Origin of the sequence: Microbacterium esteraromaticum (assembly GCF_017303215.1) — a bacterium.
Classification (GTDB): Bacteria; Actinomycetota; Actinomycetes; order Actinomycetales; family Microbacteriaceae; genus Microbacterium; species Microbacterium esteraromaticum_C.
This window is the reverse complement of sequence record NZ_JAEMWU010000003.1, coordinates 59,331-84,806: the sequence shown is the minus strand read 5'-3', so window position 1 is coordinate 84,806 and position 25,476 is coordinate 59,331. Positions and strand designations below refer to the sequence as shown.

Annotated in this window: 24 protein-coding genes; 7 read left to right on the top strand and 17 right to left on the bottom strand. The window is 69.3% G+C overall.

The window, feature by feature from the left end:
- Positions 1 to 112: 112 nt before the first annotated feature.
- The 7 genes from JF543_RS13190 to JF543_RS13160 all read right to left on the bottom strand — a co-directional run bounded on the left by JF543_RS13190 (position 113) and on the right by JF543_RS13160 (position 5,327).
- Entirely contained in the window at positions 113 to 949 is an 837-nt protein-coding gene (locus tag JF543_RS13190) for an aldo/keto reductase (protein WP_206824747.1), read from the bottom strand.
- Between the two features lie 75 nt (positions 950 to 1,024).
- Positions 1,025 to 1,318 carry a transcriptional regulator gene (locus JF543_RS13185; RefSeq protein ID WP_206551688.1) on the bottom strand — a complete coding sequence of 98 codons (294 nt, stop codon included), beginning with the start codon at positions 1,316 to 1,318 and terminating at the stop codon, positions 1,025 to 1,027.
- Positions 1,311 to 1,997, bottom strand: a complete 687-nt coding sequence (locus tag JF543_RS13180; protein ID WP_206824740.1) for a hypothetical protein — start codon at positions 1,995 to 1,997, stop codon at positions 1,311 to 1,313. The genes JF543_RS13185 and JF543_RS13180 overlap by 8 nt, the downstream gene beginning before the upstream one ends.
- A gap of 1 nt (position 1,998) precedes the next feature.
- Complete coding sequence (locus JF543_RS13175) at positions 1,999 to 2,763, bottom strand: CPBP family intramembrane glutamic endopeptidase (RefSeq protein ID WP_206824737.1); 765 nt, start codon at positions 2,761 to 2,763, stop codon at positions 1,999 to 2,001.
- A 57-nt stretch (positions 2,764 to 2,820) separates the two neighbouring features.
- Positions 2,821 to 3,366 carry a hypothetical protein gene (locus JF543_RS13170; protein ID WP_206824735.1) on the bottom strand — a complete coding sequence of 182 codons (546 nt, stop codon included), beginning with the start codon at positions 3,364 to 3,366 and terminating at the stop codon, positions 2,821 to 2,823.
- Entirely contained in the window at positions 3,306 to 3,887 is a 582-nt protein-coding gene (locus JF543_RS13165; RefSeq protein WP_206824733.1) for a heparan-alpha-glucosaminide N-acetyltransferase domain-containing protein, read from the bottom strand. Before JF543_RS13165 ends, JF543_RS13170 begins: the two co-directional genes overlap by 61 nt.
- A gap of 60 nt (positions 3,888 to 3,947) precedes the next feature.
- Complete coding sequence (locus JF543_RS13160) at positions 3,948 to 5,327, bottom strand: hypothetical protein (protein ID WP_206824731.1); 1,380 nt, start codon at positions 5,325 to 5,327, stop codon at positions 3,948 to 3,950.
- A gap of 86 nt (positions 5,328 to 5,413) precedes the next feature.
- Here JF543_RS13160 and hrpA point away from each other — a divergent pair, with 86 nt between their 5' ends.
- Entirely contained in the window at positions 5,414 to 9,391 is a 3,978-nt protein-coding gene (gene hrpA / locus JF543_RS13155) for an ATP-dependent RNA helicase HrpA (protein ID WP_206824730.1), read from the top strand.
- 38 nt (positions 9,392 to 9,429) lie between these two features.
- Positions 9,430 to 10,374, top strand: a complete 945-nt coding sequence (locus JF543_RS13150; protein WP_206824726.1) for a quinone oxidoreductase family protein — start codon at positions 9,430 to 9,432, stop codon at positions 10,372 to 10,374.
- Between the two features lie 201 nt (positions 10,375 to 10,575).
- Here the strand turns inward: JF543_RS13150 and JF543_RS13145 are convergent, their stop codons facing one another.
- From JF543_RS13145 to JF543_RS13110, 8 genes are all read right to left on the bottom strand, one after another.
- Positions 10,576 to 11,457: an endonuclease domain-containing protein gene (locus JF543_RS13145; protein WP_206824724.1), complete on the bottom strand. Its 882-nt coding sequence runs from the start codon at positions 11,455 to 11,457 to the stop codon at positions 10,576 to 10,578.
- Between the two features lie 304 nt (positions 11,458 to 11,761).
- Positions 11,762 to 12,355 carry an alkylhydroperoxidase domain protein gene (locus tag JF543_RS13140; RefSeq protein ID WP_206824722.1) on the bottom strand — a complete coding sequence of 198 codons (594 nt, stop codon included), beginning with the start codon at positions 12,353 to 12,355 and terminating at the stop codon, positions 11,762 to 11,764.
- On the bottom strand, positions 12,352 to 12,972 hold the full coding sequence (locus JF543_RS13135; RefSeq protein ID WP_206824720.1) for a CMD domain protein: 621 nt from the start codon (positions 12,970 to 12,972) through the stop codon (positions 12,352 to 12,354). Before JF543_RS13135 ends, JF543_RS13140 begins: the two co-directional genes overlap by 4 nt.
- Positions 12,969 to 14,006 carry a putative FMN-dependent luciferase-like monooxygenase gene (locus JF543_RS13130; protein ID WP_206824718.1) on the bottom strand — a complete coding sequence of 346 codons (1,038 nt, stop codon included), beginning with the start codon at positions 14,004 to 14,006 and terminating at the stop codon, positions 12,969 to 12,971. Before JF543_RS13130 ends, JF543_RS13135 begins: the two co-directional genes overlap by 4 nt.
- A complete protein-coding gene (locus JF543_RS13125) occupies positions 14,003 to 15,631 on the bottom strand; it encodes a dipeptide ABC transporter ATP-binding protein (RefSeq protein ID WP_206824716.1) in 1,629 nt (542 codons plus the stop codon). Before JF543_RS13125 ends, JF543_RS13130 begins: the two co-directional genes overlap by 4 nt.
- Positions 15,628 to 16,548 (bottom strand): ABC transporter permease, encoded by a 921-nt coding sequence (locus JF543_RS13120; RefSeq protein ID WP_206824714.1) that lies wholly within the window; start codon positions 16,546 to 16,548, stop codon positions 15,628 to 15,630. Before JF543_RS13120 ends, JF543_RS13125 begins: the two co-directional genes overlap by 4 nt.
- Entirely contained in the window at positions 16,545 to 17,528 is a 984-nt protein-coding gene (locus tag JF543_RS13115; protein ID WP_206824712.1) for an ABC transporter permease, read from the bottom strand. The genes JF543_RS13120 and JF543_RS13115 overlap by 4 nt, the downstream gene beginning before the upstream one ends.
- A complete protein-coding gene (locus JF543_RS13110; RefSeq protein ID WP_206824709.1) occupies positions 17,528 to 19,162 on the bottom strand; it encodes a TIGR04028 family ABC transporter substrate-binding protein in 1,635 nt (544 codons plus the stop codon). The genes JF543_RS13115 and JF543_RS13110 overlap by 1 nt, the downstream gene beginning before the upstream one ends.
- A 165-nt stretch (positions 19,163 to 19,327) precedes the next feature.
- On the opposite strand from JF543_RS13110, the gene JF543_RS13105 reads away from it, so the two are divergent.
- From JF543_RS13105 to JF543_RS13085, 5 genes are read left to right on the top strand one after another with little or no spacing between them, the layout of a single operon-like run.
- Positions 19,328 to 20,635 carry an O-acetylhomoserine aminocarboxypropyltransferase/cysteine synthase family protein gene (locus tag JF543_RS13105; protein WP_242519756.1) on the top strand — a complete coding sequence of 436 codons (1,308 nt, stop codon included), beginning with the start codon at positions 19,328 to 19,330 and terminating at the stop codon, positions 20,633 to 20,635.
- 33 nt (positions 20,636 to 20,668) lie between these two features.
- Complete coding sequence (locus JF543_RS13100) at positions 20,669 to 21,658, top strand: Gfo/Idh/MocA family protein (RefSeq protein ID WP_206824707.1); 990 nt, start codon at positions 20,669 to 20,671, stop codon at positions 21,656 to 21,658.
- 2 nt (positions 21,659 to 21,660) lie between these two features.
- Positions 21,661 to 22,578, top strand: coding sequence for an NYN domain-containing protein (locus tag JF543_RS13095; protein WP_206824706.1), 918 nt, complete (start codon positions 21,661 to 21,663; stop codon positions 22,576 to 22,578).
- Between the two features lie 34 nt (positions 22,579 to 22,612).
- Positions 22,613 to 23,230 (top strand): DUF4166 domain-containing protein, encoded by a 618-nt coding sequence (locus JF543_RS13090; RefSeq protein ID WP_206824705.1) that lies wholly within the window; start codon positions 22,613 to 22,615, stop codon positions 23,228 to 23,230.
- On the top strand, positions 23,227 to 24,180 hold the full coding sequence (locus JF543_RS13085) for an epimerase (RefSeq protein ID WP_206822102.1): 954 nt from the start codon (positions 23,227 to 23,229) through the stop codon (positions 24,178 to 24,180). Before JF543_RS13090 ends, JF543_RS13085 begins: the two co-directional genes overlap by 4 nt.
- Positions 24,181 to 24,184: 4 nt before the next feature.
- Here the strand turns inward: JF543_RS13085 and JF543_RS13080 are convergent, their stop codons facing one another.
- A complete protein-coding gene (locus JF543_RS13080; protein ID WP_206551668.1) occupies positions 24,185 to 24,574 on the bottom strand; it encodes a PLDc N-terminal domain-containing protein in 390 nt (129 codons plus the stop codon).
- 42 nt (positions 24,575 to 24,616) lie between these two features.
- Positions 24,617 to 25,459 carry a sulfurtransferase gene (locus JF543_RS13075; RefSeq protein ID WP_206824699.1) on the bottom strand — a complete coding sequence of 281 codons (843 nt, stop codon included), beginning with the start codon at positions 25,457 to 25,459 and terminating at the stop codon, positions 24,617 to 24,619.
- Between the last annotated feature and the right edge of the window lie 17 nt (positions 25,460 to 25,476).

Sequence of the window (25,476 nt, the reverse complement as noted above, 5' to 3'; positions counted from 1 at the left end):
ACGCTACGCGCCGGTTCCGGCCCGCCGACACCCCCGGATGCCGCCGACACCCCCACGTGCACGCGTCCGCACCTGGGGGTGTCGGCGCGACGTGGGGGTGTCGGCGGTGTGCTCAGTTGAACTCGTTCGGGTGCGTGCCCACCCGGCCGGAACCGTCGAGCGGGTCGAGGGCATCAATCGCCGCCATCTCGGCATCGGTCAGCGTGAAGTCGAACACGTCGAGGTTCTCACGCAGGCGCTCGAGACGCACCGACTTCGGGAAGACGATGAAGTCCTTCTGCAGGTGCCAGCGCAGCACGACCTGGGCGGGCGACTTACCGTGCGCAGAGGCGGCCCCCGCCACCGGGGCGGTTCCGAACAGGTCGTACTTGCCCTGCCCGAGCGGACCCCACGACTCGGTGCGGATGCCGTGCTGAGCACCCCACGCGACGACCTCGCGCTGCTGATAGGCGGGATGCAGCTCGATCTGGTTCACGGCGGGCACGACGCCGGTCTCGGCAACGACGCGCTCGAGGTGCTCGACGAGGTGGTTCGAGACGCCGATGCTCTTGGTCAGGCCCGCCTCGCGCAGTTCGATCAGTTTCGCGAACGCGTGCACGTAGTTGTCGTGCGCCGGAGTGGGCCAGTGCACCAGGTAGAGATCGACCTGGTCGAGCCCGAGCTTGTCGAGGCTCTCGGCGATGGCCTTGCGCGGCTCGTCGCCGTCGTGCCGGTCGTTCCACAGCTTCGTGGTGACGTACAGCTCGTCGCGCGGGATGCCGCTCTTGGCGATTGCCGCACCGACACCGGCTTCATTGCCGTAGATCGCCGCCGTGTCGATGTGGCGGTAGCCGACCTCGAGTGCGTCACTGACCGCGCGCTCGGCGTCGTCTGCCGGCACCAGGAAGACGCCGTAGCCGAGCTGGGGAATCGTGTGTCCGTCATTGAGTTCGAGAGTGGGGATGGTCATGTCCCCCAGCCTAGGGGTTGTCATGACAGGTCGGCACTGTTTCGTAGCTCTGCTTCGTAACTCTGCGTTGCACCGTCAGCTCGAGCCCAGCAGAGCGCGCAGTTGCGCCGTGTAGTCCTCGAACGCGCGGCGTCCGGTCACGCTCAGTGCAAGATACGTCACCGGCGTTCGACCCCGGTGTGTCTTCTCGATGACGATGTACCCGGCATCCTCGAGTTTGCGCAGGTGGGTGGCGAGGTTGCCCGCCGTCATGTCGAGCAGTTCCTGCAGCCGCGGGAAGGTGACGTAGTCGCTCGCGGCGAGCGTCGCCAGCGCCGCGACGATGCGCAGCCGCGCCTGTGCGTGTATCACCGGGTCGAGGTCAGGCACCGTGTGCCCCCGCCTGCGCGAGACTGCGCCGCGCGCCGCGGCGCCACCAGGCGCTCCACGCGGCGACAACGAGGAACGCACCACCTCCGGCGATCGCGTAGACGAGGAATGCTGTCGGATGCTGAAGACTGGCACCCACGGCCGCGAGAATGACCGACCAGATGCCGAGCGCCAGCATCGGGGCGGCGTTCCAGATCACCCCGGCCATCAGGTACATGATGCCGCTGAAGAAGATGAACACGCTCGGGTAGAAGACCACCAGCAGCGCATCGGACATTCCGTGCGCGGCAAGCGCCTGCCCGATCACGAACAGCACGATGCCGCCGACCCACCAGGTGTTGCCGTACACGATCCCGACGAAGGCGGCCTGGTGCGTGCCACGCAGCCCTCGCCCCGAGAGCGCACCGAGCACCGTCGAGAGCACGCCCGCGGCGATGAGGAGGGCAGCGAAGGTGACGCCGGCTGCGAGAGACGGCAGCGGCTCGTCGGGATGCTGTCGGGCATCCGCCCACAGCACGAGGAAACCGGCGAGCCAGGCGACGCCCCACGCTGCGAGGATCCACGGCGTGAAGGCCGCGGTGCGGGCGGCCACCTGCTGCTGTTGCCGGTGCACGAGCGACAGCATCCGTTCGGGGCTCAGCGCGGCATCGTCATCGGAAGTGTCATCAGGCGTGGTCAACTCAGGCTCCGATCATGAACGGGATGAACAGGGCGGGCAGGGTGAAGAAGAGGTTCACGAGCCCGTGCGCGAACACGAGCGGCATCAGGCGCCCCTGCCACCGGTAGATCAGCCCCGAGATGAGCCCCCACACGGTGAAACAGCACACGAAGATCACCACCGCGTCGGGGGTCGGTGCGTACCAGATGTGCTGCACACCGAACAGGACCGCGGGGATGGTGATCGCCAGCGCCACGGGCATCCGCTTGGCGAGCCCTCCCTGCACGTAGCCGCGGTACACGAGTTCCTCAGCCGGGGCGTTCAGCGGCGCGAACGTCAGCGCGGCGACGACTCCGAGCACGCCCCAGACCGCGGCGGGCAGCTCGGGCAGCGTGCCACTGACGAAGACCGTCTCGAACGACTCGAAGACGTCGGCTCCGAACCTCAGCGCCATCAGGCCAATCATCACCGCGACGAACGGCAGATACATCACTGTCAGCCACAGCACACCCCAGGCGAGATCTCGCCATACCCGATCGCGGCGCCAGCCGAGCATCTCGCGCAGGCTGCCGCCGTCCCGTCGTACCAGGCGGTCGACGACGGCGAGGCAGACGATGTTGACCGGCAGCATCGCCACCGATGACAGCAACGGCGACGGCGGGAACGCCTCGGGCTGTGCGCCGGCCAGCAGCCAGACGATGGTCGAGGCGACCGCGACGAGCCCGATCCGCAGCAGCGGCAGGCCGATCGTCCACCTGTCGGCGGTTCGCGCTTGCGTCGTCGTCATGTCTACTTTGTAACGCAAAGTACTTTGCGAATCAACGCTCTGTGTGCGCGCACCCTCTCAAGGGCGCAGCATCGCCGCGGCGTCGCCGGCGCGCGCGGCCAGCGTCTCCAGCGGTCCGCGCCCGATCAGCGCCGACCACAGCGCGCACGCGACGAGCAGGATGGCTGTCGACCAGAGCAGGATCTGTGACTCGGCGAGCCGACCATCCGGCCGCGCCATCACGAAGTACGACACCACATGGGGCGTGTATGCAGTCAGCGGCATAGACCCGAGAGCCGCCACCGGCAGCAGCTGCCAACGCAGCGGATGAGACGCCCCCAGGCAGACCCCGACCACCAGCAGCCCGAGTCCCAGAGCGGCCACGAGCTCGACCATCGCCCCGGAATGCGGCGAGATATCGAACACGGCCGCCTGCAGCAGCCGGTCGGACACCGGCACGAGCGCCACCAGATGCGCCGCGACCAGCAGCACCGAACCTGCCAGGACGAAACCCCAGGCCGTCGCAGACCTGTGCAGCGACAAACGGCCCAGCGCCATCCCGATCAGCGCGAGGAACAGCCACACCGTGATCGGGTACGAGCCGCGCAGCAAGAACTCCCACACCGGCCCATCGCATCCTCGGGCAGCCCCGCGAGCACGGCAAGCCATACGGGCCCGAGCAGACCGAGAACCGCCGCGCAGAGCGCGAGCGAGAGCGTTCGCCAGCGCAGCGCGGGGATCAGCACCAGGTACAGCACGCCGTACAGCGTGAGCACGATGGCGATCGCGGTATCGAAGGCCTCCAGCAGCAGGCCGATCACGAAGATCGTCACGCCGCGCCCCAGCATCCGAAGACGCGCCGACGCGATCTCCGCGTCGGAAACCTGGCCACACTGGGTCATCAGCGCAATCGAGAATCCGGCGAGCAGCGCGAACAGCAGCGACGGGTAGCCGTTGACGATACCGGCCCAGCTGCGCGGTTCGAACAACGCGAACGCATCATCGATCCCGGCGACGTGCGCGCCCATCATTCCGATGATGGCGAGCGCACGCGCCACGTCGAGACCCATCACGCGCTGCGGCCGGCCGAACGAGCGCCACCAGTGCGCGACTCCAGGCGCCGCGGGCGCCCGTGTACCGGTCATGCCTCGACGGTACTGAGCACAGCGCGCGCTGTCACCACGGGATGACCGTGTCGCGCCGTCCTACGGCCGGGGCGCGCCCGCCGCCTCGGACGCGTCACTCGCAGGTGCGGAGACCCCCGAGGTGTCGCCCTGCGATGCGCGGGCACCGGATGCCATCGCCGACGCGGCCCGTGCGACCAGACGCTCCAACGGGCCCTGTCCGAAGAACATCGACCACGCTGTCGCCGCCGTGACCATCGCCAGGCTGAACCACCCCCACCATTCAGAGGTGTCGAACGGCATCGCCATCGGTCCCGCCACGACAAGGAAGACCAGAATGTGTGCCGAATAACCCGTCAGGGGCATTGAGCCGAGTGCGGCCAGGGGCAGCAACACCCAACGCAGCCAGCGAGTGACCAGCAGGCACAGCGCGATCACAACGACCGCGAACCCTCCCGAACCGACGATCTCGGCGGTGCCACCGCTGTGCGGATACACAGCCACGAGGGCGTCGAACATCATGACTCCGGGCTGCATCTCGGCCAGCTGCGTCGGGTAGGTCGCCCACCCCGACTGTTCCTCATCGACGCCGAGTTCCCCTTCGTCATCGACGAGAATCTCGTCTCCACCGTCGGCATAGCAGTAGATCTCACCGCCACCCCAGTCGTCGCAGACCTTGCCGCTAAAGTCGAACTCCTCGGCGGGGACGCCGTACATTCCAGCATCCGCGTCATCGGCGTACAAGAACGACGAATACGACGAGTACGAGTCCGTCGCCGTGTCATCCCCGCCCTGGCTCTCGGCCAGCGCCCCCACGCCGTACCCGATGGCCGCGAGCACAACGCCGACCACCAGCATCCACACCGCGGTGCGCACACGGTCGAGCCGCAGACGGCCCAGGGCCATTCCCCCCAGCATGAGCGCGAGCCACACCGTGATCGGATACGTGCCGAACAGCACCAGATCCAGCCCCGGGGCGCTGGCTGACAGATTCACCGCGTGCAGTCCAGCCAGCAGGGGCGGTGCCGCGACGGCGAGCACGCCTGCGGCGATGAGCAGCCGGGTGGCGCCCCAGCGCAGGAATGGGATCGCCGCGACGTAGAGCAGGCCGTACACCGTGAGGATCACCGCGATCGGCGTGCCGAGCGCCTCAAGCGCCACACCGATCACGAAGATCGCCGCACCCCGCCCGAGAAGCCGCAGCCGCAGCACCGGCAGCATGTGCGGTTCGGGCACCTGGGTGCGGCCGGTCATCAGCGCGACCGAGACGCCCGCGAGCACCGCGAACAGGATCGAGGAACGACCGTCCACAAGGCCGCCGACGCCGAGGTGCGCACCGACCATTCCCAGCAGGGCCAGAGCGCGCGCCACGTCAAGGCCCATGATGCGCGGAAGGCGCCCGAATGTGCGCCACCACCGCACGGGAGCGGGAACGGCGGCGGAGAGATCAGTGCTGGTCACCGATAGATCGTACTCAGCTCCCGGCGCCGAACCCGCGTACGCCACGAACCGACATGCGCCGCCGAAGCGGAATACGATGAAGGGTCATGTCCACACCGGTGATCGCGTATCCGTCCGAGCTGCCCGTCAGCGCCGCTCGGCACGAGATCGCCGACGCCATCCGCGACCATCAGGTCGTCATCGTCGCCGGCGCGACCGGCTCGGGCAAGACGACCCAGTTGCCGAAGATCTGCCTGGAGCTCGGCCGCGAGCACATCGCGCACACCCAGCCCCGGCGCCTCGCCGCCCGCACCATCGCAGAACGCGTCGCCGAAGAACTGCACGTCGAGCTCGGCGACCTCGTGGGCTACAAGGTGCGCTTCACCGACCAGGTCTCGAAGTCCACGCGCATCGCGCTGATGACCGACGGCATCCTGCTCAACGAGATCCACCGCGACCGGCTGCTGAGCCGCTACGACACGATCATCATCGATGAGGCGCACGAACGCTCGCTGAATGTCGACTTTCTGCTCGGGTACCTGCGCCGGATCCTGCCGGAGCGCCCGGATCTGAAGGTGATCATCACCTCGGCCACCATCGATCCCGAGAGCTTCGCCGCCCATTTCGCGGATGCCGACGGCGAACCGGCACCGATCATCGAGGTCTCCGGACGCACATATCCGGTCGAGGTGCGCTACCGCGCGCTCACAACTCCGGAAGAATCCGCCGAAGACGGGCCCACCCCCGCGAATCCGGCCCGGTCGGGCAGAAATCTCCGGAGTTCCGAACAGTCCGAGCCCGACGACGAGGTCTCGGCGATCGTCACCGCACTGCGCGAACTCGACCGCGAACCGGCCGGTGACGTGCTGGTGTTCCTGCCCGGCGAAGCCGAGATCCGCGACGCCGCCGACGCGGTGCGCGGCGCCTACCGCTCGGCGACCGCGCCCATCGAGGTGCTGCCGCTGTTCGGCAGACTGTCTGCCACCGAGCAGCACCGCGTGTTCGAGCCGTCGAAGGTCGCCGGAGTACGCCGGCGAGTGATCCTGGCCACGAACGTGGCCGAGACCAGCCTCACAGTGCCCGGCATCAAGTACGTCATCGATACCGGCACGGCCCGCATCTCGCGCTACAGCGCCCGCTCGAAGGTGCAGCGGCTGCCCATCGAGGCCGTGTCGCAGGCATCCGCCAACCAACGCTCGGGTCGCGCGGGCCGCACCAGCTCCGGCATCGCCATCCGCCTGTACAGCGAAGAGGATTTCGAGCGCCGCCCGGAGTTCACCGAGCCCGAGGTGCTGCGCACCTCGCTGGCCTCGGTCGTGCTGCAGATGCTGTCGCTCGGATTCGGCGACATCGCAGCCTTCCCGTTCCTCACTCCCCCGGACTCGCGCGGCGTGAAGGCCGCGTTCGACCTGCTCACCGAGATCGGGGCCGTCGAGACGACCCGCGGAGCCGAACCGCGTCTGACCCGGATCGGACGCGACATCTCGCGGATGCCGATGGATCCCCGATTCGCGCGGATGCTGGTCGAGGCCGGCCGCACCGGCGTGATCGACGAGGTCATGCCGATCGTCGCCGGCCTGTCGATCCAGGATGTGCGTGAGCGACCGAGCGCCGATGCGCCGCCGTCGGCGCGTGAGGCCGCCGAGCGCGCACACGCGCGTTTCATCGACCCGACCAGCGACTTCCTCACCTTGCTGAACCTGTGGAACCACCTGCGCGAGCAGCAAAAGGAACTGGGATCGAGCGCATTCCGCCGCATGTGCCGCACCGAGCATCTCAACTACGTGCGCGTGCGCGAGTGGTTCGACGTGCACCGGCAGCTGCGCACGCTGGTGAAGACGGCAAAGCCCCAGGACCGGGGTGAGGCGGCCGCCGATCCGGATGCCGTGCATCGTGCGATTCTCTCGGGCCTGCTCTCACAGATCGGCATCCTCGACGAGCGCACCGCGGCGAAGGGCGTGAACAAGACTCCGTCGAAGGAGCAAAAGCGCCGCATCACCGAGTACCGCGGATCCCGTGGCATCCGCTTATCGATCTTCCCCGGTTCTGGTCTGCGCAAGAAGTCCCCGCAGGCGGTGATGGCCGCCGAGATCGTCGAGACCTCGCGCACCTTCGCCCGCACCGTCGCCGCGATCGACCCCGCCTGGGCGGAGTCGCTCGCCGGCGACCTCGCCAAGCGCCAGGTCTCGGAACCGCATTGGTCGAAGGATGCCGGTGCTGCCGTCGCGTTCGAGAAGGTGACGCTGTTCGGAGTCGAGATCATCCCGCGTCGCCGCGTGCAGTTCGCGCGGATCGACCGCGCCGGCGCACGTGAGCTCTTCCTGCGTCACGCCCTGGTCGAGGGCGAATGGGATCCGAGCCGAATCGACAAGCGGGTCAGCGCGTTCTGGCGGGCGAACACCGAGCTGCGGCGACGTCTGGAGAAGCTCGAAGAGCGCGAACGGCGCCGCGATATCCTGGCCGGAGACGAGGCGGTGTACGCCTTCTACGACGAGCGCATTCCCCGCGACGTGTTCGACGTGCGCTCCTTCGAGAAGTGGTGGCGCGAAGCGCTGGCATCCACCCCGAAGCTACTGGTGATGCGCGAGAGCGACCTGCTCGACGATGACGGGCGGACCGACCAGGGCGAGTTCCCCACGCGGTGGACGCAGGGCGATCAGGTGCTCGGACTCGCGTACCGCTTCGAGCCCGGCGCCGCCGATGACGGCGTGAGCGTCGTCGTGCCCCTGGCACTGCTGCAACAGATCCGCGACACCGGCTTCGACTGGCAGGTGCCAGGACTGCGCGCCGAGCTGATCACCGCGCTGCTGCGCGCGCTGCCGAAGGCCATCCGGCGGCACGTCGTGCCCGCGGCCGACTGGGCCGAGAAGTTCGGCGCCGAGCTCGCCGCCGAGGCACCCGAACACCACCTGGGCACGCCGACGCGGTCGCTGAAAGAGGCTCTTGCGCGACTCATTCAGCCCCTCGCGAACCAGCCCGTCAGCGCCGCCGACTTCGATGACACCCGTGTGCCCGGGCACCTGCAGATGAACTTCCGCGCCGTCGACGAACGCGGGCGGGTAGCGGGCTCGGCCCGTGACCTGGGTGAGTTGCAGCAGAAGCTGTCCGACCGCTCACGGCAGAGCGTCACACGGTCGCTGCAGCGGCCCGCGCCGCGTGCGGGCTCCGCGCACGATGCGAAGGCCGTCGCGGCAGCATCCGTCCGCGCTCCGATCGAGCGCGACGACCTCACCGACTGGACCTTCGGCGACCTGCCCGACGTACTCGACACGAAAGTCGCCGGCGGCACCGTGCGCGGGTACCCCGCGGTCATCGACCGCGGCGCATCCGTGTCGGTGCGGGTCGAGGCGACGGCGGATGCTGCGACAGCAGCCACCCGCGAGGGCGTGCTGCGCCTGGTGCTGCTGAACCTGCCCTCCCCCGCGTCGTACGTGCAGAGCCACCTCACCGCACCCGAGAAGCTGGCACTGGCCGCGTCACCGTATGCGTCGGTTGCGGCGTTGATCGAAGACTCCCGCGTTGCGGTCGTGCGCGCCCTGATCGAGCAGCACCTGCCGGGCGGTGTGACACGCAACCAGGCCGAGTACACGCGCGTCCGCGATGCGGTGAACGCCGAACTGGTCGACAGCCTGTTCGCCTGCGTATCGCTGGTCGCCCGCATCCTCACCAAGAGTCGCGACGTCGAACGCGGCATCAAAGCACAGAATTCGCTGGCTCTGCTCGGTCCGCTGAACGACATCCGCACCCAGCTGGCGGGGTTGATCCGGCCCGGCTTCATCTCGTCGACCGGAGTCGAGCGGCTCAGCCACCTGCCGCGCTACCTCGACGGCATGCTAGACCGGCTCAAGACGCTGTCGAACGAGCCGGGCAAGGACCGCACGCGCATGACCGAGTACGAACGCATGCAGAAGGTCTTCGAAGACGCGGGCGGCACGATCCCGCTGCCGGCCGACGCACCCGCCGCGCTGGTCGAGGTGCGCTGGCTGCTCGAGGAGTACCGCATCAGCGTGTTCGCCCAGCGCCTCGGCACCGCACAGCCGGTGTCGCCGCAGCGCATCATGAAAGCGCTGACCGCCGGACGCTGAGAAGTTGCCGATCTGTGCCACATCGGTAGCCTGGCGGCATGGCTCGCGCAATCGTCTACACCGAGATCGGTACCCCTGACGTTCTTCACCTCGTCGATATCCCCGACCCGGTAGCCGCGCCGGGCGAGGTCGTCGTGCGCATCGAGGCCGCGGGGGTGAACCCGCTCGATGCCAAACTGCGCCGCGGCGCGCGCCCCTCGCCGCCGATCGTCGAGCCGCGCCGGGTGGGCTTCGACGGTGCCGGAGTCGTAGCCGCTCTCGGCGACGGGGTGACCGGCTTTGCCGTCGGCGACCGCGTCGCCATCAACAACGTTCTCGGTACCTACTCCACCGCGTTGTCCGTTCCGGTCTCGCGGCTGGTGCGGCTGAGCGACGGCGTCACGATGGCCGAGGGCGCGAGTCTTGGCATCCCGATCGGCACGGCCTACCAGTGCCTGCGCTCGCTCGGCGTCGGCCAGGGCGACACTCTGCTCGTGCACGCCGGCTCGGGCGCCGTCGGGCAGGCCGCTGTGCAGTTCGCCGCACTGTGGGGCGCGACGGTGATCGCGACCGGTAGCCCCGCGCGCTTCGAGCAGCTGCGCGCCCTCGGCGCCATCCCCGTCGCATACGGCGAAGGGCTGGTCGAGCGGGTGCGCGAGGCGGCGCCGGACGGCATCACGGTCGCGTTGGACTGCATCGGCACCGACGAGGCGATCCAGGCCTCGCTGCAGCTGGTCGCCGACCGCGACCGCATCGCCACGATCGTGCGCGGACCGGATGCCGCAGACTTCGGCATCCGCGCGTTCTCGGGCGGCAGCCCGGTGCCGTTGACCGAGCAGGAGCTCGCGTGGCGCGACGAGGCTGTGCCGCTGGCGGTGAATCTCATCGAGGCCGGCGACTTGCAGGTCGAGCTGGGGCCCGAGCTGCCGCTCGCCGAGGCGTCGCGCGCGCACGAACTGATCGAGCAGCACGCCGCCCGCGGCAAGATCGTCCTCGTGCCCTGACGTTCTCGCTTTCACGCGCTCTTCCGCTCCCCTCTCCCGCCCCACCTCCTCTCCTCACGAGGGGTCAAATTCTGTCGTGTTCACGCCCCCGCACCCGACAGTTCTTGACCCCTCGTGGGGGTGTGCGGGGGTGCATGGGCGTGGGGGCGCCCGCGGGGTGCGCGGGCGGGGCGAGCGGGGGCGTCGTGGGAGGGGGCGCGCTCAGGCGCGCAGCAGGCGTCGGATGCGAGTGACGAGCGCCGTCGGATCGTCGAAGTCACGACGGGTGACGACCGTCACCCGGTAGCCGAGCGCCTCCAGTTCGGCGCGGCGTATCTGGTCCTTACTCCACTGATCCGGATCGCGGTGGTAGTCGCCGTCGTACTCGACGATCAGTTTCGCCTCGGGGAACAGCATGTCCACACGGGCGACGAACCGGCCGTTGTCGAAGATGTCGACATTGCACTCCGGGCGTGGCAGTCCGGCTTCGACGAGGATCACTCGCACCATCGACTCGCGTGGTGACTCCGCACGAACGTCGCTGAGATCCAGCGCTCTTGTTCTCAGGCGTGCTCCCCGGCCCCGCACGAATCTCGCCGAGAGTTCGGCGAGCTCTTCGCCGGTGACGAACGGGTAGGCGCGCAACAGGGCGTCGGTGATCGCCACGAATCGGCCGAGCGGCTGCGAGCGCGACAGGTCGATCCAGGCGCGCTGCGGCGACAAGGTCGGCAGGCCGTCGACCATGACGATGTCCTCGTCGACGACGACAAGCCGGTGCGGACGCACCTGTGGACGACGGATGCGCGTGCTGTCATGCGGCACACCGATCCGAGGTCTGCCCCAGGCATCGTGTTCGTCGTCACGCGCCAGAGGCAGGCCGAGCACGGCACCCGCGGTGATTCCGCACAAGAACGCCCGGTCGGGGATGACCTTCAGCAATAGCTCCAACGCTTCGCGCTTCTCGAGGGGTACGCGCGCTCGGGCCCCGTGGAACGGGCTCGACAGGTCCTTGGCACGCAACCTGCCGGGCGTGATGCCGCGCGCGGCTGCTTCGTCAACGGTGAATGTACGCGGGGTACCGGGCGGAAGCGGAGCGGGGTGCATCGCCCGATGCTGGCATCCGATTCTCTTCCCGCGCCCGCTTTCCACAGCCCGCGGGCCAGTCCGCGCGAACTCCTTCGTTGTGCACGACGAGTGAGCCCCGCGCCCGCACCCCACGACCTCCCCCGCCCCACGAGGGGTCAAGAAACGCGCAGTTCCCACCCCTCAACCCGACATTTCCTGACCCCTCTTGAGAAGGGGCGCAGCGCCTTCCTCCACGAGGGGTCAAGAAATGAGGCATGTGGGGCGTTGGATGCGACATGTTTTGACCCCTCGTGGAGGGAGGCAGAGGCAGCGCGAGCACCGGTCAGGGGGCGACGGCCCGTCCGAGCGAGAGCATCAGGCGGTTCGCCCAGTTGAAGAACGCGGCGCCGTGCACGACGTCGGCGATCTCCAGATCATCAAGGCCCGCCTCGCGCAGACGCGCGATGTCGAGTTCCCCGAACGCGCTCGGGGTGTCTGTGAGAGCAGCGGATGCTGAGACGACGGCCTCCCACCGCTCACCGGGATCGGCCGTGACCCCCTCATCGAGAAGCCGGTCAACATCGTCGGCACGCTTCGAGAAGTGCGCGGCGAACCGAGCGTGCACCGACGCGCAGAACACGCAGCCGTTGTGACGCGACGCCGCCGTGGCCGAGAGTTCTCGGTCGGCACGCGGCAGCCCCTCGGCGGTGTTGTAGAAGATGTCCTTGTCGACCAGCGTGCGCGCCCTCAGAACCTCGGGGTCACGCGCGAGCAACCGGAAGTACTCGTTCTTGGCGCGCGCGGCATCGACCAGACCGTCGAGGTGCCGCTCGGTCAGCTCGTCCTCGGCCAGCGGCGCGATGTGCGGCGTCCAGCCGACCTCGGCGCGGGTGAACCGTTCGGGGTGCGGACGGTCGTCGGTCAGTGTGCCGGTCATGCGGCATCCTCCTCGTCTGAATCGGTGACGATGCCGACACCGACGGCGTCGAGTGCCCGCAGTCCCGACACCACCCGCTGCTGAAACGCCAGGAATGCCACGAGCTGCGACAGCGTGACGATGCCGTTCTCGTCCCAACCGGCCTGCAGCAGCCGATCGAGATCGTCGGCGCCGGCTTCGCGCGGGCGGTACACCAGCAGGTGCGTGTGCGCGAGCGCGGCGGCCAGCCGACCGCCAAGCGCGTGCACGACGTCCGGGCCCGGTGCGTACCGTTCTCCGTCGGTGTTCTCCCCCTGCAGACCGACCTCGATGTACGAGCCGAACGGCCCCGTGGTCGTCGCGTGAACCGCCTGGTCGATCACGATCCTGGCGACGGCGGCATCGGCGGCGAGCGCTCGCGCGGCGTAGAACGACGAGGTGCGATCCACACCGGTCAGGCGCGTGGCGAACGCGGCCACGAGCTCGCGCTCGAGCTGCGTGACATGCGCCGTCGACACCGGTGAGAACAGGGCGTCGAAACTCGCCTGCAGCTGCGCGCGGGTCTGCGGACGGCGGGCGCGCAGCGCGACGACGGCGGGTGAGGTGCCCGCGATGGTGTCGACCACATCGAGTGTCATGCGCCGGCCTCCTCATCGTGTGCGCCCACGGTCTGCAGCCCGGTGCTCCACCCGAGTGCGGGCGCAACCTCGTCGGCGATCAGTTCGATCGACCGCAGCACGTGCTCATGCGGGGCGTCGACGGAGTGCACCTGGAAGGCCACCTCGGTGGCGCGGTCGAGGGTGCGGTCCTGGGCGAGCGAGGCTGCCACTTCGTCGGGGGTGCCCAAGTGCGTGTCGGTGAGCGTGATGAGCGCTTCGAGCGAGTCGTCGGGGAACTCCTGACCTTGCCGGCGCAGGCTCTCAGCTCCGCGCCGTAGGCCGACCTCGGCGAAGCGCAGGGCCTCGGCGCGGTCGTCGGCGACGAACACGGTGCGTGACGCGGTGATGCGGGGCGTCGCCCCTTCCGGCAGCGCCGCGAGGTACTCGTCGATGATCGGATCCTGCACCTGCGCGAGCGGGGTGTAGGGGTCGACACCGCGGCGGGGCTGGGTGCGCGAGAGCAGCAGTCCGTGCCCGTGTTCGCCGGCGCGGTGTCCGCCGAACGACGAGAAGGTGGCCTGCCAGATGCGGTCGGCTAGCTCTGCGGCATCCGGATACAGGGCGTTGCCGGCGCCGACGTCACCACCGCGCAGCGCGTTCAGCAGCGCGGCGAGCTTGCCGTCGTAGACGGCGGTCTTGTCGCGCACGTCCTGCCCGAAGGGTGGGAATGACGTGGGCGTTCCCCCGCTGCCGAGTCCCAGGTCGAGGCGTCCGTCCGAGAGCAGGTCGGCGACCACGGCGTCCTCGGCGACGCGCACCGGGTCTTCGATCGGCAGCGTGATGATGCCGGTACCCAGGCGGATGCGCGAGGTGTGCGCTGCGGCGTGGGCGAGGAACACCAACGGCGACGGCAGTCCGCCTTCGGCCGCGTGGAAGTGGTGCTGCGCCACCCAGGCGCGGCCGATGCCGTGTCGTTCGGCGCGCTGGATCTGCTCCAGCGCGTAGGTGTAGCGCTGTCGTGGCGCGGCGTCGTCGAGCAGCCGCGTGAAGAACCCGAGTGTGGGGGCGGTCATGCGTGTACCTCCGATCGGCCGGGAACCGCCGCGAGCAGTTCCCGGGTGTAGTCGTGCTGCGGGTCTTCGAAGATCCGCTGAGTGGGGCCGTCCTCGACGATGCGTCCGTGCCGCATCACCGAGACGGTGTAACTGATGCCGCGCACGACGGCGAGGTCGTGCGAGATGAACAGGTAGGTGAGGCCGAGTTCGGACTGCAGCGAGGCGAGCAGTTCGAGGATGCGTGCCTGCACGGTCACGTCCAACGCCGACACCGCTTCGTCGAGCACGATGATGTCGGGATCGATCGCGAGCGCGCGGGCGATGGCGACGCGCTGTCGTTGCCCTCCCGAGAGCTCGCGGGGCGTGCGCCGCGCGACATCGGAGGGCAGCGCGACCCGCTCGAGCAGGTCGACGGCGCGGTCGCGCCGTTCCGCCTTCGTGCCGATGCGGAAGTTGACCAGCGGCTCGGCCACGATGTCCTCGATCCGCTGGCGCGGATCCAGTGAGGCGAACGGGTTCTGGTAGACGAGTTGGATGCGGCGGCGGAGCGCGCGCAGGTCCTTGCCCGCGGCGTGGGTGACGTCGGTCCCGTCAATCGTGATGGCACCGGCATCCGGATGCTGGAAGCGGGTGATCAGTCGCGCCGTAGTCGTCTTGCCCGAACCGGACTCCCCGACCAGCGCGTGCGTGGTGCCCTTGCGCACGCGGAACGACACGTCGTCGACGGCGCGGAAAGGCGCTCGCCCGCGGCTCTCGAAGCTCTTCACGAGCCCCGTCGCGGTGATCGCATTCGGGTTCTCTGCCGCGGCCACGGCCGCGTCGCGCAGGAAGTTCGGCGCCTGCGCGTTGCGGAATCCACTGGCGAACGCCGGGGCGTCGGCGAGCAGCTGACGCGTGTAGCCGTCGGCCGGGGCGCTGAGCACCTCGGCGCTCCTCCCCTGCTCGACGACACGACCGCCCTGCAGCACGACGAGGTGCTGCGCGTGGTCGGCGGCGACACCGAGGTCGTGGGTCACGAGCAGGATGCTGGTGCCCTCCTGCGTCCGCAGCTCGTCCATCAGGTCGAGCACGCGGCGCTGCACGGTCGCGTCGAGCGCACTGGTGGGCTCGTCGGCGATCAGCAGCCGTGGGCGCAGCGCGACGGCGCTGGCGATGAGCACGCGTTGCCGCATGCCGCCCGACAGCTCGTGCGGGTACTGCCTGGCGCGCAGGTCGGGGTCGTCGATGCCCACGCGGTCGAGCAGTTCGATCACGCGGGCCTGACGTGCCCTGCGGTCACGGTGGCCGTGCAGCCGCAGCGCCTCGCCGACCTGCGCGCCGATCGTGCGCACGGGATCGAGCGAGGTCACGGGGTCCTGGGGCACGAAGCCCACCTGGGTGCCGCGGATCGTGCGCAGGGCCCGTTCGGACCAGCCCGAGATATCGAGCCCGCCCAGCAGCACCCGGCCGCTGTCCGTCCGTCCGCCGTGCGGTAGCAGGCCGAGCACGGCCTGCGCGGTGGTCGACTTGCCCGACCCGGATTCGCCGACGAGGGCGAGGGTCTCTCCCTCGCCGATCTCGAGCGAGACACCGTGCACGACCGCACGTCGTCCTTCGGGGGCCGCGTACGACACCCGGAGCCCATCGATGGTGAGCACGCTCATGAGGCGTTCCTTCCCAGGCCGTGGCTGATCCGATTGGCACTGAGCACGACGGCCACCACGACAAGTCCCGGCAGCGCGGTGAGCCACCACGAGGTGGCGACGTAGTTGCGTCCCTCGGCGATGAGCAGCCCCCATTCGGGGGTCGGCGGCGGGGCGCCGTAGCCGAGGAAGCCCAGCGTGGCGATCGCGAGGATCGCCGTGCCGAACTGCAGTGCGGCCAGGGCCAGCACCGGTGTGAGCGAGTTGGGCAGCACGTGCCGGCGCAGCACGGTGAGGAGTGTGGCGCCGCTGCCGAGGGCGGCTTCGACGTAGTCTGTGCGACGCACCCTGACGACCTCGGATCTCATCAGCCGTGCAAACACCGCCACGCTGCCGAGGCCCACGGCGAGCGCGGCGTTCACGGTGCCGAACCCGAGCAGGATGATCACCGACAGCGACAGCAGAAGGCCGGGGATCGCGAGCAGCACGTCGACGATGCGCATGAGGATGTCGTCGAGGAGTCCGCCGATGGTGCCGGCGAGCAGGCCGATGATGCCGCCGAGAGTCAGGCCGACGGTCACGGCGATCAGTGCGCCCGAGAGCGACTGCACGGCACCGTGGACGACGCGGCCGTACAGGTCTCGCCCGAGGATGTCGGTGCCGAACCAGTGTTCGGCGCTCGGCGGCAGCAGTTTCTGCGCCGGCACCCCGCTGAGGGGGTCCCCGGGGGCGAAGACACCCGGCACGATCGCCCACAGCACGGCGATCGAGACGACGGCGATCGCGAGGACCAACGTCGGCGACGGCACCCGGCGCCGCCGGCGGGGCGCATCGGATGCTACGGACGCGGCGTTCACGGTGGCATCCGCCTGCTCGTTGCGGCCGCGGGTCGCGTTCGGTTCCGCGCTCTCGGACGTGTGCAGCACGGGGGCGCTCATGCGATCACCTCCTGGGTGCGCGCCGTCACCGCTGCGGCCGGCGACGCGCGCCGCGCGGGCGGGCGCAGGCGCGGGTCGATCACGGGGGCGATGAGGTCGACGGCGAGGCTGACGATCACGAAGCCGAGTGCCGACAGCAGCACGATCGCCTGCAGCACCGGGATGTCCTGGTTGGTGACGGCCTGTTCGGTCAGTCGCCCGATGCCGGTGCGCCCGAACACCGTCTCGGTGACCACGGCACCACCGATCAACTCACCGAACAGCACGCCGGCGATGGTCAGTGCGGGCAGACTCGCGTTGCGTGCGACCGACCGGGTGAGCACCCACACAGGCGAGGCGCCCTTGGCGCGCACCACGGCGATGAACGGCGCGGACTGCACCTGATCGATCGAGCGCACCAGCACCTGTGCAAGGGGTGCGGAGATCGGCACCGCCAGGGTGAGCACGGGCAGGATGAGGGCGGCGGCCGGGTCGGCGCCGATCACGGGCACCCAGCCGAGTCCGAACGAGAACACCTGGATGAGCAGGATGCCGAGCCAGAACACCGGTACGGCGACGAACAGCGCCGGCGCCTGTCGGATCGCGTTACGCAGCCAGCCGAACGGTGCAAGCGTCGACAGCGCCGCGATGGCGACCGCCAGCAGAACCGCGAGCACCAGACCGAGGCCCGCCAGCAGCAGCGTCTGCGGCAGCGCTTCGGCGAGCATCGCCGCAACGGGGGTGCCGTACTGGGTCGAGTACCCGAAGTCGCCGACGAGGAACCCGCCGAGCGCGTGCAGGTACTGCTGCCACCACGGCAGGTCCGCGCCGTACGTGGCCCGGATGTCGTCGATCTGCGCCGCGGACAACCCGAGGCTCGGGTCGGTGAACTTGATCAGCACGGCATCGCCGGGCAGGAGCTGCAGCAGGAAGAACGTGGCCGTGAAGGCGGCGATCAGAACGATCGCCGCCTGTCCGGCCCGCCGAAGCAGGAAGGGCATCAGTGCTCCTGGAGCCACACGCCGAAGAACGAGGGGCGCCCGACCGATTCGTAGTCGATGCCACGCACGTGGGGTGCCGCACCGTAGACCTGGGGCTCTTCGAACAGCGGGATCACGTAGGCCTGCTCGGCGAGGTAGTCCTGTACCGCCTGCGAAGCGGCGATGCGCTTGTCGGTGTCGGCTTCGGAGGCCACCACCTCCAGCAGCCGGTCGAGTTCGGCGTCGTTCGAGAGCAGCACGTTGCGGTTCTCGGTGTGGTACTCGCTCTTGATCACGTCGAGGTCGCTTCGGCCGACCATGTCCTGCGATACAGGCGTCTTGAGCGGGTCGAGGATGTCGGCGGCGCGGCTGCCGGCGTCGCCGGGCTTGACGTTGAGCTCGACGCCGACGGCCCGCCACTGCTGCGCGACCAGTTCGAGCGTCTGCTTGGACTGCGGCTGCGGCTTGGACTCGAAGATGGTCAGTGCCAGCCGTTCGCCGTCCTTCTCGCGGATGCCGTCCGCGCCCGGCTCCCACCCTGCGGCGTCAAGTAGTTCGGCCGCCTTCTTCTCGTCGTGGACGTAGTGCGCCGATTCGTCCTTGTACCCCGTCGCAGACGACGACAGCGCCGAGGTCGCCACGGGGTAGTTCTCGCTGAAGAGCGTGTCGACGACCTCTTGGGCGTCCGTCGCCGCCACGAGCGCCTGCCGCACCCGGATGTCGGAGAGCAGCGGGTTGGTGAACCGCAGCGAGAGGTTGTTGTTGACCCCGCGGGTCTGCGGTGCGTACAGCTCGATTCCGGCCTGGGCGACCCGTGCCTCGTCGAAGGCCTGCACGTAGCGCACGTAATCGGCCTGGCCCGAGAGCAGCGATCCGATGCGCACGGAGTCCTCGGGGGTGACGATGACGCGGACGGCGTCGAGGTACGCGCGGCCCTGGTTCGGCACGCTCTCGGGCGCCCAGTCGTAGTCCTCGCGGGCCGTGAGGGTGTACTCGGTGCCGAGCTTCTCGCCGCCGATGGTGAAGGGACCGGCACCGATGATGTCTTCGGCGTTGCCGGCGCCGAAGTCCTCGATGGTGCCGTCGAGAGTCTCGGGCGAGAGCAGTCCCGAGTTGATCGTCGACGTCGCCTGCAGGAAGCCGGGCGACGGGGCCGAGAAGCGGAAGACGACGGTGTCGTCGTCGATCACCTCACTGCTCGCGTAGTTGTTGATCGCCTCTGACACGGTCAGCCCGCGGTCGGCGTCGCCGAGGCCGTACGTGTCGAAGTTCTTCTTCACGGCGGCGGCGTCGACGGGCGTGCCGTCCGAGAAGGTGACGTCATCACGCAGGTCGAAGGTGTACTCGGTGGCGTCGGCGTTCACCTCCCAACCACTGGCGACCCACGGCTCGATCTCGAGCGTCTCGGGGTCCTGCCAGGTCAACCGTGCGGCGATGTTGCCCACGATGCCGCCGTTCGGGTAGAAACCCGCCTGCGGCGGGTACAGGTTCGTGTACGTCTGGTGCTCGAGGTAGGTGAGCGTTCCGCCCGTGACCGGTTCACCGTCGGAGGCGGCGACGTCGGCGGGGGCCGGTGACGACGAGCATGCGGCCAGGCCAGCCATCATGACGAGCGGCAGTGCGACGGCTGTAGCGCGGACGATGCGACGGTTCATGCAGACCTCCTGGGTGCGGTGACGGGGTGGAACGACGATCACGCTAGAGAAGTCGGATGCCGCCGCGCGAGTGATGACGTCACGTGACGACACCACCCGTCATGTGCGGTAACCCGGGGTAACACGACCCGTGTCATACGCGGGTGCGCACAGATGATGGGAGCCATGACCACTCTCGATGCGCCGACGGGTTTCGCCACGGCACAGGTGCAGGCCGGCTATGCGGCATCCACTGCCGTAGGCGCCGTGCCGCCGATTCATCAGACGGCGGCGTACGAGTTCTCGTCACTGGCCGAGGCGGCCGATCTGTTCGCGCTGCGCAAGGCGGGCATCATCTACAGCCGCAACGCCAACCCCACCCAGCAGATCCTCGAAGAGCGCGTGGCTCTGCTCGAAGGCGGCGTCAGCGCGGTCGCGGTCGCTTCGGGGCAGGCTGCCGTCGCTGTCACACTGCTGGCCTTGGCGCATCGCGGTGGACACATCGTCGCCGCGCATCAGCTGTACGGCGGCACGATCGACCTGTTGCAGGAGACGCTCGACGACTTCGGCATCGGCGTCACGTTCGTCGACCAGGACGACCTCGACGCGTGGCGCGACGCGATCACGCCGCAGACGCGGGTGGTGTTCGCCGAGACGGTCGCCAACCCGATCGCCCAGGTGCTCGATGTTCGCGCGGTCGCCGACATTGCGCACGAGGCGGGGGTGCCCCTGGTGATCGACAGCACCGTCGGCACACCGCACCTGATCCGACCGGGTGAGCACGGCGCCGACTTCGTGGTGCATTCGGCGACGAAGTTCCTCTCGGGGCATGGCAGCTCGCTCGGCGGTGTCGTGGTCGACCTGGGCACGTTCGACTTCGGTGCGGATGCTGCCCGCTGGCCGCAGTTCACCGGCCCTTATTCCCGCTTCGGCGACATGGTGCTGTGGGACCGCTTCGGTCAGGGCCAGGCGTTCGCGGCGCTGGTCAAATCGAAGTACGTGCACGACCTCGGCCCGTCGATCTCACCGTTCAACGCGTGGCAGATCCTGCAGGGCATCGAGACCCTCGACCTGCGCGTCGGGCGTCAGAGCGCCACCGCGCAGCGGGTCGCCGAGCACCTGGCCGCACACCCCGCGGTCAGCGCCGTGCACCATCCCGGATTGCCGGGCAGCCCGTGGCATCCGCTCGCCGAACGCTACCTGCCGCGCGGAGTACCCTCGGTGTTCTCGTTCGACCTCGCCGGGCCACAGGATGAGACCTCGTTCGACCGGGTCGCCGAGGTCTTCGGCGCGCTGCGCGTCTTCCGCCTGGTGGCGAACATCGGCGACGCCCGCAGCCTGGTCGCGCACCCGGCATCCATGACCCACGGCCACCTCACCGCCGACCAGCGCGCCGCCGCGGGTATCTCGCTGACCACGATCCGCGTCTCGGCCGGGCTCGAAGACCCGGCCGACCTCATCGCCGACCTCGATCGAGCGCTCGCGCTGGCCTGACGCACCGCGTGCCCACCCCGGTACGCTGAACCCATGACTGGACTTCGCTGGGGCATCCTCGCCACGGGCGGCATCGCCGCCGCTTTCGCATCCGACCTGCGCACCGCCGGTCTCGACCTCGTCGCGGTGGGCTCGCGCAGTCAGGAGTCGGCCGACGCGTTCGCCGCACGCTTCGACATCCCCCGCGCACACGGGTCGTACGAGGCACTCGCGGCCGACCCCGAAGTCGACATCATCTACGTCGCAACGCCCCATCCGATGCACCATGCCGACGCCCGTCTCGCGCTCGAGCACGGCAAGCACGCCCTGGTCGAGAAGGCGTTCACCGTGAACCGCGCCGAGGCCGAAGACCTGCAGGCGCTCGCCGCTGAGAAGGGCCTGCTCGTCATGGAGGCGATGTGGACCCGCTACCTGCCCCACATGGTGCGCATCCGTGAGATCCTCGCCGCGGGCACTCTCGGTGAGATCCGCACGGTGTTCGCCGACCACACCCAGAAGCTGCCCACCGACCCCGCACACCGCCTGAACGCGCTCGAGCTGGGCGGCGGCGCGCTGCTCGACCTGGGCATCTACCCGGTCTCATTCATCTGGGATGTGCTGGGCGCACCCGAGTCGATCCAGGCGACGGCGCGTCTGATCGAGACCGGCGCCGATGCCGAGGTCGCCACGCTCATGACGCACGCCGGGGGCGCGGTATCGACGAGCGTCTCGTCCTCGCGCGCGGCCGGCCCGAACACCGCGGCGATCGTCGGCACGGATGCCCGCATCGAGATCGACCGGATCTTCTACGCCCCCACGACCTTCCGGGTCATCGCGCCGGACGGCACGGTCATCGAGGAGTACGTCTCGCAGGTCGAGGGACGCGGGATGCAGTACCAGGCCTTCGCGGCCGAGGACGCCGTCGCACACGGAGAACCGGCCGGTTCGATCCTGGCATTGCCCGTCGCCGAGAGCGTCGCCATCATGGGCACACTCGATGAGATCCGCCGCCAGATCGGCGTGACCTACCCGAGCGAGCGCTGATCATGGCCGAGAGCAGCGGACGCGTCGCCGTCTACCTCGATTTCGACAACATCGTCATCGGCTGGTACGACCGGGTGCACGGCCGCAACGCCTACGGCAAGGATCGCCAGCGCATCGCCGAGAACCCGAACGACCCCGAGGTGGCCGAGCGGCTGAAGCAGGCGGCGATCGAGGTCGGTGCGATCATCGATTACGCCTCGTCGTTCGGCACGCTCGTGCTGACCAGGGCCTACGCCGACTGGTCGTCGCCGATCAACGCCGAGTACCGTTCTCAGCTGGTGGCCAGGGCTGTCGACCTCGTACAGCTCTTCCCCGCGGCCGCGTACGCCAAGAACGGCGCCGACATCCGTCTGGCGGTCGACGCCGTCGAAGACATGTTCCGGCTGCCCGATCTCACCCATGTGGTGATCGTCGCCGGTGACAGCGACTACGTGCCGCTGGCGCAGCGGTGCCGGAGACTGGGCCGGTACGTCGTCGGCGTGGGGGTCGCCGGGTCGACGGCGAAATCGCTCGCCGCGGCATGCGACGAGTTCGATTCGTACGATTCTCTGCCCGGCGTCGTGCGTCCCGCGCAGAAGGCGGATGCTGCCGCCGGCGCCACGGCCAAGGACGCCAAGAGCCGTCCAGAAACGAAGGCCGCGGCCAAGACACGTCGCGCCCGTTCGTCGGCGAAGACCGACGAGCAGACCGAGGCCACCGCGCTGCTGGAGCGGGCGCTGCGACTCGGCCACGACAAGGCGGATGCCGATGAGTGGCTGCACGCGTCTGCGGTGAAGACGCAGATGCGACGGATGGATCCCTCGTTCAGCGAGAAGGCGCTCGGGTTCCGGTCGTTCAACGACTTCCTCAAGTCGCGCAACGACGTCTCTGAGCTGTCCGAAGAAGGTCACGAGCGCATGATCCGCCTGCGCGAGGCGTGAGAGGTCACCTCTGACACCGGGCTACGCTCGAAGCATGGAACACGTTCCGCATTCACCGTACCTGCGGGCTTTGGGCGGGCAGCGCGGGGCGTTGCATCCCGCTCTGCGCATGTACTTCGCGGCGACGCCCTGCGGTCAGGTCGGCGTCGGTAAGGGCACCTTCTCACGCGTGGGCACGCCCAAGCGGTGGCTGTGGCCGGTGCTGCGCATGCTGCAGCGTCACGGTGTCGTGCACGCCGGTTGGCATCACGATGTGCCGTTCACGATCCGCAACCTCAGCGTCGCCGGCCGGGTGGTCAGCGAGCGCACGCTGCATCTGCCCGACGGCGACTGGACGATGACCGACTCGGTCTCGGCCGGCGCACACGGTCGCGTGCTCGACCAACTCGGTGAGCCCGTGACGCTCTCGGCGGTGTTCGACGTGTCGGTCGATGAGGATGCGCTGGCGCTGCGCAGCCGCAGGGTGGGCATCCGTCTGGGCCGCGTGCGTGTGCGTCTTCCCCGTCTGATCGCCCCGGTGGTGCGGTTGCGTGAGAGCGCCGAGAAGCAGGCCGGCAACCAACGCGTCGCGCTCACCGTCGATATGCCGCTGATCGGGCGCATCTACGAGTACGAGGGCGTCTTCACCTATCGCATCGAGCGCGTCGCATGAGCCGGGTCGTGATCGGCGGTTCGACAGGATTCATCGGCCGACATCTGCAAGACGCGTACCGAGCCGAGGGGCGAGAGGTCGTCACGATCTCGCGCTCGGGCGCAGACCTCACCTGGGACGACCAGCCCGGAATCGACGCCGCGGTGGACGGTGCCGGTCTGGTCATCGGCCTCGCGGGCAAGAGCGTGAGTTGCCGCTACACGCCCGCCAACCGCGCCGAGATCTTCCGCTCGCGTCTGGAGACCACGGCTGCGCTGGGGACAGCGATCGCCCGGGCATCCGCTCCCCCGCCCCTGTGGGTGAACTCCTCGACGGCGACGATCTACCGTCATGCCGAGGACCGTCCGATGACCGAGGACGACGGCGAGCTCGGCACCGGCTTCTCGGTCGAGGTTGCCAAGGCCTGGGAGCGTGCGCTGTACGAGCGGGATCTGCCGCACACCCGGCGCGTCGCCCTGCGCACGGCGATCGTGCTGGGCGATGCGGGCGTGCTGGGCCCGCTGCGCCGGCTCGCCCGCGTCGGGCTCGGCGGCACGCAGCTCGACGGTTGGTGGCCGGTCTCGCGTGCGCGGCGAGAGGCGGGAACGGCCCACGATCCCGGCGCCCGCGGCGGGCGTCAGCGGTTCAGCTGGATCCACGTCGATGATGTGCTCGGCATCATCGACTTCCTCGAACAGCAGCCGCAGTTGGACGGCCCCGTGAACGCCTCCTCACCCGCGCCGGTCGACAACCGCGCCTTCATGGCGGCTGTGCGCCGCGCGCTCGGGGTGCGCTTCGGTCCTCCGACGCCGCGGTGGATGCTCGAGATCGGCGCCCTGGGCATCCGCACCGAGACCGAGTTGATCCTGAAGAGCCGCTGGGCGCTGCCGGCGAAGCTCAGCGCAGCGGGGTACACGTTCCGGCATCCGGATCTCGACGAGGCGCTGCGCGCGTCGTTCTCGGAGGGGTGAGGGCTCAGCCCTCCTGCGTCTCCGGGCCGGTCGAGGAGCCGCCGTGCTCCTTCTTGCGCTTCTCGATCTCCTCGCGCAGCCGCCATTCCTCGATCTCGCGGTCGAGGTCGGCGATCTGCTGCTCGGTGGTGCGCGTGTCGATCGGCATGGCCGGCGCAGCCGGCGCCTGCTGTTGCGATGGCTTGGGCCGGCGGCGCGGTAGACGGATACCGCCCTCGGGGTACACCCGCCCGAGCGCGAACCACAGCACGCTGCCCAGCAACGGCAGCAGGATCACCAGCAGCAGCCACACGATGCGGGGCAGGTACCGCACGTCGGAGTCGTCGCGGCGGATGATGTCCACGACGGCGAACACCATCAGTCCGATGGTGATCAGCGAGAACAGGATCGGCATGGTCTCAGGGTATCCCGGCGACGTGCCGTATCGGATCGGTTCTCAGGCGTCGCCGGTCGCGACCGGCGCACCCGGAGTATTCGACCAGGCACTCCACGACCCCGGGTACACGGTGACGTCGCGGCCGATGATGGCTCCAGCCAAGGCGAACTGTGCGGCGGTGATTCCCGATCCGCAGTACGACGCGATGGGCACGGCACCCGTGGCGCCGACCGCGTCGAACGCGTCCGCGATGTCGGATGCCGGCAGGAAGCGCCCGTCGCCGGTGAGCAGATTGCCGATCGGCAGGTTCTTCGCACCCGGTACGTGCCCGGCGATCGGGTCGATCGGCTCGGTTTCACCGCGGTAGCGCTCGGCGACACGCACGTCGATCAGCACGCCGGCATCGGGCCACGAGGCCACTGAACGGGTGTCGATGGTTCCGCGATCGGCGGGATGCTCCAGCCGCACGTCTCCGGGTGCCACGACCACGTCTCCGGTCTCGGTCGCGCCGCCGGCAGCCAGCCAGGCCGGCCATCCGCCGTCGAGCACGCGCACATCGGTCAGTCCCGCACGGCGCAGTGCCCACCAGGTGCGCGAGGCCGCCAGCATCCGATGGTCGTCGTAGACGACGACAGTGTCGCCCTCGTCGATGCCCCAGCGCTGTGCCGCCGCCGCGAGCGCCGCATCCGCGGGCAGCGGGTGGCGCCCCTCGTGGGGCTCGCCGTGTCGCGAGAGATCGCCTTCGACGTCGATGAAGACGGCGCCGGGGATGTGGCCGGCCAGGTACTGTTCGCGGCCGTCGTTGCGCCCGAGCTGCCAGCGGGCGTCGAGCACGTGCACGGCATCGAGGTGCTCACGCAGCTCGTCGACGGTGATCAACGGGGTACCGGGGGCGCGCGTCATGGGCTCAACGCTAGCGT